This window comes from Gilliamella sp. B3817, from assembly GCF_026536705.1.
GTDB classification, from domain to species: Bacteria; Pseudomonadota; Gammaproteobacteria; order Enterobacterales; family Orbaceae; genus Gilliamella; species Gilliamella apicola_I.
Window position 1 is genome coordinate 64,461 of the sequence record NZ_JAFNNV010000003.1, and the last position, 13,132, is coordinate 77,592.

General features: G+C 37.7%; 10 protein-coding genes. 3 read left to right on the forward strand and 7 right to left on the reverse strand.

Features of this window, described 5'->3' with window-relative positions:
• Position 1 precedes the first annotated feature (1 nt).
• Complete coding sequence (locus J3U36_RS05230) at positions 2-1,198, reverse strand: efflux RND transporter periplasmic adaptor subunit (protein WP_220216263.1); 1,197 nt, start codon at positions 1,196-1,198, stop codon at positions 2-4.
• 265 nt (positions 1,199-1,463) lie between these two features.
• Between J3U36_RS05230 and J3U36_RS05235 the strand changes: the two genes are divergently transcribed.
• Positions 1,464-1,718 (forward strand): YfhL family 4Fe-4S dicluster ferredoxin, encoded by a 255-nt coding sequence (locus tag J3U36_RS05235; protein WP_220216264.1) that lies wholly within the window; start codon positions 1,464-1,466, stop codon positions 1,716-1,718.
• Positions 1,719-1,722: 4 nt separating this feature from the next.
• Here J3U36_RS05235 and ispH read toward each other — a convergent pair whose 3' ends face one another.
• The 6 genes from ispH to folE form a co-directional block, all read right to left on the reverse strand.
• The gene (ispH, locus tag J3U36_RS05240) at positions 1,723-2,670 is read right to left on the reverse strand and encodes a 4-hydroxy-3-methylbut-2-enyl diphosphate reductase (protein WP_065558502.1); all 948 of its coding nucleotides are present in this window, start codon (positions 2,668-2,670) and stop codon (positions 1,723-1,725) included.
• Position 2,671: 1 nt separating this feature from the next.
• Positions 2,672-3,142 carry a signal peptidase II gene (gene lspA / locus J3U36_RS05245; protein WP_267379555.1) on the reverse strand — a complete coding sequence of 157 codons (471 nt, stop codon included), beginning with the start codon at positions 3,140-3,142 and terminating at the stop codon, positions 2,672-2,674.
• Between the two features lie 105 nt (positions 3,143-3,247).
• Entirely contained in the window at positions 3,248-6,055 is a 2,808-nt protein-coding gene (ileS, locus tag J3U36_RS05250; RefSeq protein WP_267379558.1) for an isoleucine--tRNA ligase, read from the reverse strand.
• A 38-nt stretch (positions 6,056-6,093) separates the two neighbouring features.
• Positions 6,094-7,032, reverse strand: coding sequence for a bifunctional riboflavin kinase/FAD synthetase (gene ribF / locus J3U36_RS05255; protein ID WP_267350226.1), 939 nt, complete (start codon positions 7,030-7,032; stop codon positions 6,094-6,096).
• A gap of 199 nt (positions 7,033-7,231) precedes the next feature.
• Positions 7,232-7,744: a hypothetical protein gene (locus J3U36_RS05260; protein WP_267379560.1), complete on the reverse strand. Its 513-nt coding sequence runs from the start codon at positions 7,742-7,744 to the stop codon at positions 7,232-7,234.
• Between the two features lie 14 nt (positions 7,745-7,758).
• Entirely contained in the window at positions 7,759-8,418 is a 660-nt protein-coding gene (folE, locus tag J3U36_RS05265) for a GTP cyclohydrolase I FolE (RefSeq protein WP_220216270.1), read from the reverse strand.
• Between the two features lie 203 nt (positions 8,419-8,621).
• Between folE and polA the strand changes: the two genes are divergently transcribed.
• Both polA and gltX read left to right on the forward strand, forming a co-directional pair.
• Positions 8,622-11,396 (forward strand): DNA polymerase I, encoded by a 2,775-nt coding sequence (gene polA, locus J3U36_RS05270; protein WP_267379562.1) that lies wholly within the window; start codon positions 8,622-8,624, stop codon positions 11,394-11,396.
• A 269-nt stretch (positions 11,397-11,665) separates the two neighbouring features.
• Positions 11,666-13,096, forward strand: coding sequence for a glutamate--tRNA ligase (gltX, locus tag J3U36_RS05275; protein WP_267379564.1), 1,431 nt, complete (start codon positions 11,666-11,668; stop codon positions 13,094-13,096).
• Positions 13,097-13,132 lie beyond the last annotated feature (36 nt).

Sequence of the window (13,132 nt, forward strand, 5' to 3'; positions counted from 1 at the left end):
ATCAGAATCTTATCCTCGGCGTGCGTCCATTAGGATTGAATAATGCGCCATTGTCACTACCAATAATGACGACTTCCCCTTCTTTAAGTCCGGATTTGATTTCCACATTAATATTATTATTGATACCTAAACTGACTTCTCGTTCTTCAGCATTATTTTGTTGGTTAAGTACATAGACAATTGCTTTATTATCTGCCAAATTTTTTTGGATTGCTTGAGATGGGATTGCCAATACATCTTTTGCTTCAGATAAAACAATATAAACTTGGGCTGTCATCGAAATTCGTAAAATATGATCAGGATTATCAACATCGAATAATCCATTATAGTAAATTGCTGTTTTGGTGGTGGATGACGAAGAACTTAAACTTGATGAACTTTCCGTATTAATCGAATCTGGCGCAGGTTCAATGGCGCGTAATGTTAAACCGTCAAAACGTCTATTAGGTTCGCCTAATATGGTGAAATAGACGGGCATTCCTTTTTTTACATTAATGACATCCGCTTCCGAAATTTGTGCTTCAACGGTCATCTTATCCAATTGTGCAACTTTCACAATGGTTGGTGCACTTTGCACAGAGTTAACGGTTTGACCTTGATCAACGGGTATAGCGACAATTACGCCATCAATAGGTGATCGTATTTTGGTATAACCAAGATTCACTTTGGCTGTATCAACAGCGACTTGTGCACTGATGATATTTGCATCTAAGGCAGCGATATCGGCTTTGATTGCATCGAGATCGGCTTTGGCTGAATCTAAATCGGATTGAACGCCGACACCTTTATTGACGAGTTTTAATTGGCGATTATAAGTCAGTTGGTAATTAATTAAGTTGGCTTGTTTTGATTTACGTTGTGCTTCAAGGCTACTAAGCGAAGCTTCGGCTTGTTTCAAATCATTGCTTTGTTTTAAGTCATCAATTTCAGCAATCATGTCTCCTTGTTTAACTTGATCACCTAATTCAACATATAACTTTTTGATCTGACCCGAAACCTGCGCACCCACGCTGACTTGCTTGAAGGCGCTAATTGTTCCATCAGCCAGTACCGTTTTTTCAATATTAACTTTAGTCACGGGTGAGGTAATATAATTCACTGGCGATTGTGACGGAAAAACGATCAGCTTGATAATATAGAGAAGCACAAACAGAAAAATAGCAATCACTATATTTTTGAATTTAATTAACTTTAACAATATCTTTTCATCCTTTTATTCTATTCTTTAATCGTTTTAGCATTGTAGCGTAATAATATAAATGTTATTGATAACTATTCTTAATAAATTGTAATTATTATGAAAATAATACAGGCTAAATTATCTAATTTATATTGAAATATTTCAATAAATTCAAACTTATTTGGTCTATCACGAACATGATAGCTGTATTCTTTTTTATAAATTAGGAAGGATTGCGCTATAATGGCGCAAATTTTTTGGAGATGATAAAGTTAATTGAGCAATGGCATTAAAAATAACCAGTAAATGTATTAATTGTGATATGTGTGAGCCTGAATGTCCTAACGAGGCTATCTCTATGGGGTTTGATACTTATGAAATCGATCCCAACAAATGTACTGAATGTGTCGGTTATTATGATCATTCAACTTGTCAGCGTGTTTGCCCCATTCAAAATGCTATTATTGCTGATCCTGAGCATATCGAGACCCATGATCAGCTATTGGCAAAATTTGAGCAACTAAAACACACAAATTAACCCGTTAGTTTGCTTTTACTTCAATACGCAATTCTTTAGGAATTTCAAAGGTAATATTTTCTAAAATTCCGTCTGTTTCGATCAGTGATGTGCAACCCAAACTTTTCAAATGTTCAATAACCTGTTGCACTAAAATATCGGGCGCAGATGCGCCTGCCGTTACGCCCACCGTGCGAGCATTAGTTAACCATTCTTGTTCAATATCGGTGGCATAATCGATCAAATAAGCATTTTTACTGTTGCGTCTGGCAAGTTCAGCTAATCGGTTGGAATTGGATGAATTTTTTGAACCGACGACAAGTATCACATCTGCTTGGGATGAAAGTTGTTTTACGGCTTGTTGTCGATTGGTTGTGGCATAACAAATATCATTTTTACGCGGGCTACGGATTTTAGGAAATCGTACTTTTAAGGCAGCAATGATTTCCGCCGTATCTTCCACTGATAATGTTGTTTGAGTGGTAAAGCATAGGTGATCTTCGTTTTTGACTTGTAATGTTTGAACATCATTTATCGATTCAATCAAATAAATACCACCATTAGGATTATTGTATTGACCTAATGTACCATCCACTTCAATATGCCCGGCATGACCGATTAAGACCACCTCTTCACCACGATAACTGGATCTCGCCACTTCCATATGAACTTTAGTCACTAATGGGCAAGTTGCATCAAAGATACGAAGTTTTCGTTTTTTTGCTTCTTCACGCACCGCTTTAGATACACCATGCGCAGAAAAGATAAGAATACTATCGTCAGGGACTTCGTCAATTTGTTCAATAAAAATTGCGCCTAGCTCTTTCAAGTTGTTAACCACATAGCGGTTATGCACCACTTCATGGCGAACATAAACGGGTGCACCAAAGAGTTCAAGTGCGCGTTCAACGATCGTGATAGCTCGATCAACACCAGCACAAAAACCTCGAGGGTTAGCTAAAATAATTTGCATGTTATTCGGTCTTTTGGGGTTTTTTATAACTACTTAGAATAAATAATCCAATACCGATACAAATCGCACAATCAGCAATATTAAAGGTTGGGTAGTGCCAGCTACCGAAATTTACATCTAGAAAATCAACCACAAAACCATGATAAAGGCGGTCAAATAGGTTGCCTAATGCACCACCTAATATAAGTGATAGTGAAAAATTTTCTAATTTTTGCTGTCGTTTGTTACGATAAAGCATATACACAATGGCACCACTAATGAGTAAAGCAACGGCTGCAAGCATCCAACGTTGACCTTCAAAAATACTAAATGCAGCGCCAATATTTTGTACATAAGTAATCGAGAAGAAAGGTAACACGTTGATTGATTCATAAAGGTTGAATTTATTTAGGATCCAAAATTTACTAGCAATATCAACAAAGAACACAATTGTGCTAATAATTAACCAGTAAAGTCCATTCTCTTTTTTCATAAAGTTCATGCTCATGATGATATTTCGCCGACTGTTGTCGGCGCTTAATGTAATAAGTGGCTATAAGCTATTGTCTTATAGCCGTGTTTATCTGTCATTCTATTGCTAGGCGAAATGTCTAACTTCACCCTTACCATGAATGTTTTCTTCACAGCGTTTACATAAGTGTGTTGTTGGTTCATTATCAATGGTGTAATGCCAACAGCGAGGACACTTATCACCTTGCGCTTTCGTGAGCTCGATTTTAAGACCGGCTATATCACTTTGTACTGCCTGTTGTGGCGCACTGTCTAGTGGTTTCACGCTGGCTTGTGACGTGAGTAGTACAAAGCGTAATTCGTTCTCTAATTTAGCGAGTGCTGTGGCAATCTGATCGTCTGCATAAAGGGTAACAGCGGCTTCAAGAGAACCACCAATCACTTTATCGTTACGACCTTGTTCTAGCACTTTGTTTACTTCGCTACGAATTGCTAGAATTTGCGCCCAATACTCACTATTTAATGTTTCATTATCGGATAAACTAAATAGTTCGTTATACCATTCATCTTCAAATACAAATTCTGATTTTTCGGCTGAAGGTAAATATTGCCAAATTTCATCAGCGGTAAAAGATAGTACCGGCGCTATCCAACGTACCATTGCTTGAGCAATATGATATAAGGCAGTTTGGCAACTATGACGAGCAACGCTATCACTTTTTGCAGTGTACTGACGATCTTTAATAATATCTAAATAGAATGATCCCATTTCAATTGAACAGAATTGCATAATACGTTGTACGACTTTATGGAAATCATAGCTTTCGTAAGCTTGGATAATTTGATCTTGTGCCTCTTTTGCCATGCTGACCGCCCAGCGATCCAGTACCACCATATCTTCAGGTTTGATCATGTCTTTAGCTGGATCAAAGCCGTTTAAGTTAGCCAGTAAAAAGCGAGCTGTATTACGAATACGACGGTAACTATCCGCTGCACGTTTGATGATTTCGTCAGAATAGCTCATTTCACCCGAATAATCAGTCGAAGCAATCCATAGACGTAGAATATCTGCTCCGAGTTTACCCATAACTTCTTGTGGGGTAACGATATTGCCTAACGATTTAGACATTTTTCGACCTTGACCGTCAACCACAAAACCATGCGTTAACACTTGCTTATAAGGGGCTTTGTTATCAATCGCTGTTGATAGCATTAATGATGACATAAACCAACCACGATGTTGATCTGAACCTTCTAAATACATGTCAGCTTCGTGCCCTTCAAACTCAGGGCGTACACCGACTACCGAAAAGAAAGTTGATCCTGAATCAAACCAGACATCAAGGGTATCTGGCACTTTGCGATAATCGTCTGCATCGGGGCCAAGCAAATCTTTGATATCTGCATCCCACCACGCTTGGATACCGTGTTGTTCAACTAATTTAGCGACTTTTTCAACCAGTGCTAGGGTATCGGGGTGTAACTCTTCGGTCTCTTTATGGACAAATAACGTCATCGGTACGCCCCATGTGCGTTGACGAGAGATACACCAGTCAGGGCGATTAGCAACCATTGTCTCAATTCGTGCTTGTCCCCAATCCGGAATCCAGCGAACTTGTTTAATTTCTTGTAATGATTGGGCACGTAAACCTTGTTTATCCATGCTAATAAACCATTGCGGTGTTGCACGATAAATAACGGGTGTTTTGTGACGCCAACAACATGGATAGCTATGTTCAATATTTTCAAAATGAAGTAGCGCATTGTGGTCTTTTAATATGTCGATCACAACTTTATTCGCTTTAAATACGAATAAGCCATCTAAACCTGCACCTGTGCCCGGTAAATAGCACCCATTGCCACCAACAGGGTTAGCAACTTCAAGCCCATATTTTTGACCAACTAAAAAGTCTTCCGCACCATGACCGGGCGCAGTGTGCACCGCACCGGTACCCGCATCAACCGTAACGTGTTCACCAAGTACAATGGGTTCATCAAAATCAAGGAAAGGGTGCTTAAAGCGTAATAGCTCAAGCGCATCACCTTTACAGCTGCCAAGAATTTTCCATTCTGAAATTTCGGCACGTTTCATGACGGATTCGACCAGATCAGTGGCTAAAATTAAGCATTCTTTATCGTTTATTTGTACCAGTTGATATTCAAACTCAGCATTTAAGGCAATACCTCGGCTAGCGGGTAATGTCCAAGGTGTTGTCGTCCAAATCACGGCATAAATAGTTAAATCGGTATGAACGCCAAATTTACTCGCAACAGCTTGGTTATCCACCGCTTTAAATTTTACATCTATAGCGGGTGAAGATTTATCATAATATTCTACTTCTGCTTCTGCTAACGAAGACATACAATCTGTACACCAGTAAACAGGTTTTGCCCCTTTGACTAAATGCTCGTTTTTGATGACTTTGCCTAACGCTCGAATAATATTCGCTTCCGTATCGTAATTCATTGTGCGGTAGGGATTTTGCCAATCACCCAATACACCCATACGTATAAAATCAGCTTTTTGTAGTTCAACTTGAGAAGCAGCATAGTCACGACAAATTTGACGAAACTCAGCCGGTGTCACTTTTACGCCTGGTTTGCCAACTTGTTCTTCAACTTTTTGTTCGATTGGCAGACCATGACAGTCCCACCCTGGAATATATGGGGAATCATAACCGCTTAAACCTTTTGATTTAATGATAATATCTTTGATAATTTTATTAACTGCATGACCAATATGAAGTTTGCCGTTTGCATAAGGAGGCCCATCATGCAAAATAAAGGCTTTTTTCCCTTTTTTTACTTGGCGGATTTTGCGATAAAGTTCTTTATCGTACCAGTTTTGCAACATCGCCGGTTCACGTTTGGCAAGATCGCCTCGCATTGGGAAACCAGTTTCCGGTAAATTCAATGTATTTTTATAATCTGTCATGCTGATTTATTCCAGTTAATTTTGTTGATACTACTTTCTTAATTGGTTAATTGTGCACTGATCTTTTTCGCAGTGCAAACATCTTGTGTAATTTGTTCTTTTAACGCTGTTATAGAGTCAAATTTTTTCTCGTCTCGTAATTTTTCGAGGAAGGTTACGTCTAAATATTGTCCATAAATATCACCCGAAAAGTCAAATAGATTCACTTCTAAAATGGCTTTTTTTCCTTGAATAGTTGGTCTTATACCAATATTAGCAATGCCATAATAAGATTGTTGGCTACAACAATTTTTGACGTTAACTAAATAGACACCGTGTAAGGCTGGTTTTTTGCGGTGTAGCTGAATATTTGCCGTAGGAAAACCTAATTGCCTTGCTAATGCATTGCCATGAATAACACGCCCTTGAATGCTATATGGTCGACCTAATAGGCAACGAGCTAATTCAAAATCATTGTTGAGTAAAGCTTTACGCACCGCGGTACTACTAATTCGTAACTGATTCCAAACGTAGGTTGGCATGCTTTCGACAGTAAAATCATTTTTTTGTGCATAATGTTCAAGAAGATGAATATCCCCTTTACGTTCAAACCCAAACCGAAAATCATCACCAATAATAATATATTTGGCCCGTAACTGATTTATCAACCACGCTTGAATAAAGTCATCAGCAGACATTTTGGCAAAGGTTTGAGTAAACGGAACAGCAATAATATAGTCGATACCGAGTTTTTCAATAAAAATCACTTTTTCTTGAAATGAGGTTAATCGGGAAGGGGCATTTTCCGAACAAAAAAACTCTAACGGTTGCGGTTCAAATAGCATAACCACGGTTGGTAGATTTAATTTTTTACCTTGGGTGATTAAATGGTTAATTAATTGCTGATGTCCTAAATGTACGCCATCAAAATTGCCCAATGTCAGTACGCACTGGGAAAATTGATTTTTTAAATTAGCAATACCGCGAATGATCTTCATGAAAATGTGTTATTTAACTGTGTAATTTAACTCAAGTAGCCGAGAATTATACCAATCTTTCTTGAAGATGCACGTAATATAAAGCTGATTTTCGGTTGTTTTGTATTTGAGTTTTAGGTTTTGATTATTGTTAAATATTCAATTCCCATAAGATTGTTACAAAAATCCGCTGAATTTAGGTTTACGTCAATTTTGATTGTTACCAAAAAATCCGACAATAAGCCAGCTCATTTGCCCGTTTTTTATATTCAGCTTGTTGCGCTTTAGGAATAAAAAAACGGTTTTTTTCTATCTCTTCGCACTCTTTTACATCACGTTTAATTTGTTCTGCTTCTTCTTTTGAAATTCGAAAGAAAACTGTATTAAATATACCGATTTTTGAATAGTTATCACCATGGAAAGTCACTCTGTTTTCTAAACCAAAATTTCTTTCTGATGGATAAGCGAGTCCATCGAAATTGTCTTGGGGTTTTGTGACTTTTCGCATCGCAATAGTTTGATCATTACCATAAACATAGTTTTCATTGATAAAGTAATTATCCCCTTGTTTACTTATTTCAACAAGATTGGCATACGTTGCAGTATATTTAAAATCGGGACCACCTTCTACCCAAAAACCAATAAATTTATCGTTATTATTAGAATTTTTAGACTCCTGTTCAGAGCATGCTGTTATCAATAATATCATAAAAATGAGTGATAAAAATTTCATTGAATATCCTTATATTAATAGTGATGTAATGCTCTTAAAAATTCTTGTCTGGTACTTGGATTGGTTTTAAATCCGCCACCCAGTGCGGTCGTGGTTGTCATACTGCTTGAATCTTTAATGCCTCTGGCTTTCACACAATAGTGAGTCGCATCGATTGAGACCGCCACATTTACCGTGCCAAGTAAGGTTTGAAGGGCAACAAGTATTTGTTGAGTTAATCTTTCTTGTACTTGTGGTCGCTGTGAAAAAAATTCAACAATTCGATTAATTTTGGATAAGCCAATAACTTTATCTTTAGGGATATAAGAGACGGTGGCTTTGCCGTCAATGGTGACAAAATGGTGTTCGCAGACACTGGTTAAGGTAATATCACGAACGGTAATCATCTCGTCAACTTGCATTTTATTTTCAATGAGTGTGATTTTGGGAAAATTTTCATAATAGAGCCCAGAAAAAATCTCATCAACATACATTTTAGAGACACGATGTGGTGTTTCGGCAAGACTGTCATCAGTAAGATCCAACTCCATTAATTTCATGATCTCACGAAAATGTTCTTCGATTTTTGCCTTGCGCTCACTATTATCCATTGCTAAACGACAAGAAGGGGTTTCAAGATTTTTAGCTGCCAGTGCATCTTTAACTTTTTGTGCAGCAAGACTTAACTGTGTCATTAATCGTATACTCAGGTTAAAAAAGATACAGTATTATATAATACTCATTTTGCAATATACAGTTTTTTAAGTTAAAACTTTCTATTAAAACATTGTGTAAATATGAAAGATTTTTACATTTTATTGTTGTAGATAATAAGAATATTGTTGTTAATTGGGGTATACTGTTAACCATTATAGCGAATAACCTTTGGGTAATACTAATGCCAAATAAAACACCAATTATCCTGATTGATGGATCTTCTTATCTCTATCGTGCTTTTTTTGCATGTCCGCCGTTAACCAATGCCAAAGGTGAGCCAACAGGGGCTATTTTTGGTGTCATCAATATGATCCGTAGTCTGATTAATCAGTACAATCCGACACATATTGCTGTTGTTTTCGATGCTAAAGGCGGCTCTTTCCGTAACGAAATCTATAGTGAGTATAAAGCCACACGTGAGGCAATGCCGGAAAATCTTCGTCCGCAAATTGAACCAATTCACACTATTTTAAAAGCTATGGGGCTACCTTTACTCTGTATTGAAGGTGTGGAAGCGGATGATGTGATTGGTACACTGGCAAGGCAGGCTGAAAAAGAGAATCTGGACGTTTTAATCAGTACTGGTGATAAAGATATGGCACAGCTTGTCAGTGATAAAATTACCCTGATTAATACCATGAATAATACGGTGCTTGATCCGAAAGGCGTGATGGAAAAATTTGGTGTGCCACCCGAAAAGATTATTGATTATTTAGCATTAAGAGGCGATTCGTCTGACAATATCCCAGGGGTTCCGGGAGTAGGTGAAAAGACGGCCCAAAGTTTATTAACTGAATTTAGCAGTGTTAAAGATATCTATCAGCGCTTAGATGATATTGAAAAATTATCAATCCGTGGTGCAAAATCGTTAAAACAAAAATTGATTGATAATCAAAAAGAAGCCGAATTGTCTTATTTGCTGGCAACGATTAAAACCGATGTGCAATTAGATTTTACTAATGAACAGCTCATGTCGAGCGATATGGATGTTAATGCATTAAACGAATTATTTGCCTATTATGGCTTTCATCGTTGGCAAAAAGAGTTGATATCGGGCAGTTTTTTAAAAAACCAAAAAGCATCAGCGGTCAATGTGAACCAGAATATGCCGTTATTGGCGCAAGAACATTCATCCGCCAAAAATAAGCAGACTGATTATCAATGCATTTTGACTGATAAACAATTAGATCAGTGGGTAACCAAATTATCCCAAAGTCAACAATTTGCCTTCGATACTGAAACGGATAATGTCGATCATGTGCATGCTAAATTAGTCGGGATTTCGCTCAGTATCACGCCGCATGAAGCTGCTTATATTCCACTTGCTCATCAATATCTTGGTGTTCCCGAGCAGTTACCGCTTGAAAGCGTGCTGGCGAAATTAAAGCCAGTGCTAGAAAATCCGAAGATTAAAAAAATCGCGCAAAATGCTAAATTTGATTACAGCGTACTGGCTAACTATGGTATTAAAGTACAAGGTATTGCCTTTGATACCATGCTTGAATCGTATGTGCTAAATAGTACAGAAAGACACGATATGGATAGCATGGCTAGTCGTTATTTGAATCATAAAACCATCACTTATAATGAGCTAACCAAGCAGGATAAAAAACAAGTGACCATTGATGCTATTGATGTTGAAAAAACGACACAATACGCAGCAGAAGATGCAGATATCACGTTACAATTACATGAAAAACTGTGGCCAGAGTTAGAAAAAGATTCAAAATTAACTAAACTGTTTACTGATATTGAAATGCCTTTAGCCATTGTGTTGGCTGAAATGGAAAGAACAGGGGTATTGGTTGATGCTAAACAGTTAAATGATTATTCCCATGAACTTGCCAAACAGTTAATGGCGACGGAAGCCGAACTTCAATCATTGGCTGGTGAAAAATTTAATCCTGCTTCGCCAAAGCAGATTCAAGCAATTTTATTTGATAAGCATCAATTGCCCGTATTGAAAAAGACGCCAAAAGGTGATCCGTCAACCAGTGAAGATGTGTTGAGTGAATTGGCTAATGAGTACGAATTACCGCGTATGATTCTATTTTATCGAGGACTGGCCAAGCTTAAAAATACCTATACAGATAAATTACCTTTAATGATTAGTCCAATCGATCATCGTATTCATACAAATTACAATCAAATTGGGACAGTAACAGGACGTTTATCTTCCAATGATCCTAATTTGCAAAATATTCCGGTACGCAATGAAGAAGGGCGTCGAATCCGCCAGGCATTTATTGCACCAGAAGGGTATAAGATTATTTCTGCTGACTATTCACAAATTGAATTACGCATCATGGCACATCTATCGCAAGATAAAAGTTTACTCAACGCGTTTGCCCATGACAAAGATATCCACCGTGTGACGGCGAGTGAAGTGTTAAGTAAACCTGAATCAGATGTGACGTCGGAAGAACGTAGACGCGCTAAAGCGGTCAATTTTGGTTTGATTTATGGAATGAGTGCTTTTGGTTTATCAAAACAAATCAATATTCCTCGAAAAGAGGCGCAATTTTATATCGATCGCTATTTTGAACGTTATCCGGGGGTACAAACTTACATGGAAGAGACGCGTCAATTGGCAGCACAGCAAGGTTATGTCGAAACCTTATCTGGTCGACGTTTATATCTGCCTAAAATCACCTCGACTAACGGCATTGAAAAACGAGGAGCCGAACGAGCAGCAATTAATGCGCCAATGCAAGGTACAGCGGCGGATATTATTAAAACTGCGATGATAAAAATGAGTGATTGGATTAACAACCAACCGTCTGGCAATATTAGAATGGTGATGCAAGTACACGATGAATTAGTGTTTGAAGTCAAACAAGAATTGGTTGATAAGTACAGTGCGCAAATCAAATCCATTATGGAAAATTGTTATCAATTATCTGTGCCATTAAAAGTCGATGTTGGCGTCGGTGATAATTGGGATGAAGCACACTAATTTTTCATCAGCATTAGTAAATTATAAGATGTTTACGGTTTTAGATTTAAATGCAAGCTTAAGCTTAAACATCTTGAAAATTTGTGATCGATTTTAAGGCGTGAATAGGCTATTGCTCAAACCTTTTAGCGTGTTAGAATAAGTAACGAAACTGAATTTATATCAAAATGTTATTATTCTGGTTAGTTAGTTAACCGAATTGAATAAAAGAGCGCAGTTAACGCTTTTTTCGTTTACGTGCTCTTTTTTATTATTATTAGGATTATTTCATGAAAATTAAAACCCGTTTTGCACCAAGCCCAACCGGTTATTTACATGTTGGAGGAGCACGTACTGCGCTCTATTCTTGGCTTTATACCCGTCATGCACAAGGTGCATTTGTCTTGCGTATTGAAGATACTGATCTAGAGCGTTCAACGCCAGAAGCCATTGAAGCGATCATGGAGGGAATGAATTGGTTAGAATTATCATGGGATGAAGGTCCTTATTTCCAAACTAAACGTTTTGATCGCTATAATCAAGTGATTGATGAAATGCTCGCTAAAGGAACAGCTTATCGTTGCTATTGCTCAAAAGAACGCCTTGAAAAATTACGGGAAGAGCAAATGGCTAAGGGCGAAAAAGCCCGTTATGATGGTCATTGTCGTTGTGATGAAGTCCAAAAACAACATAACCATAGTGAACCGCATGTTGTCCGTTTTGCCAATCCGATTGATGGTGTTGTCGTATTTAACGATTTAATTCGTGGTCCTATTGAGATTGCCAATAAAGAGCTTGATGATTTAATTATTCGACGAACAGACGGTTCACCAACTTACAATTTTTGTGTTGTGGTGGATGATTGGGATATGGAAATTACGCATGTGATTCGTGGTGAAGATCATATCAATAATACACCTCGTCAGATTAATATTCTCAAAGCATTAGGCGCACCGCTTCCTGAATATGGTCATGTATCCATGATTTTAGGAGATGACGGGCAAAAATTATCTAAACGTCATGGTGCGGTGAGTGTTATGCAATACCGTGATGATGGCTACTTACCGGAAGCTTTACTCAATTATTTAGTACGCTTAGGCTGGTCACATGGTGATCAAGAGATATTCTCCGTGCCTGAAATGATTAGTTATTTTACATTAGATGCAGTAAGCAAATCAGCTAGTGCTTTTAATACTGAAAAATTATTGTGGTTAAATCATCATTATATTAATCATTTAGATGCTGATTATGTCGCTCAACATTTAGTTTGGCATATGAATCATCAAGGCTATGATTTAACACAAGGCCCAGATTTAATCACAATTATTAAATTGTTTGGTGAACGTTGTAAAACACTTAAAGAAATGGCGGAATCATGCCGTTATTGTTATCAAGATTTTGATGATTTTGATGCTGATGCCGCTAAAAAACATTTGCGCCCCGTAGCTAAAGAGCCGTTAGAACTCATCAAAGCTAAAATTGGTGCAATTGCTGATTTTGACTGGCAAATTGATAAAATTCATCATGCTATTGAAGCCACGGCGATTGAACTTGATGTTGGAATGGGTAAAGTGGGGATGCCATTGCGTGTTGCAGTAACAGGAATTGGGCAATCGCCATCCGTGGATGCAACGGTATTTGCCATTGGCAAAAAACGAACATTATCTAGAATTGATAAAGCATTAGCTTATATCGCACAGCGAGAACAGTCACCAGCGTAATATTATTGCATTGCCGAGCAACACTCGGCAATAAAC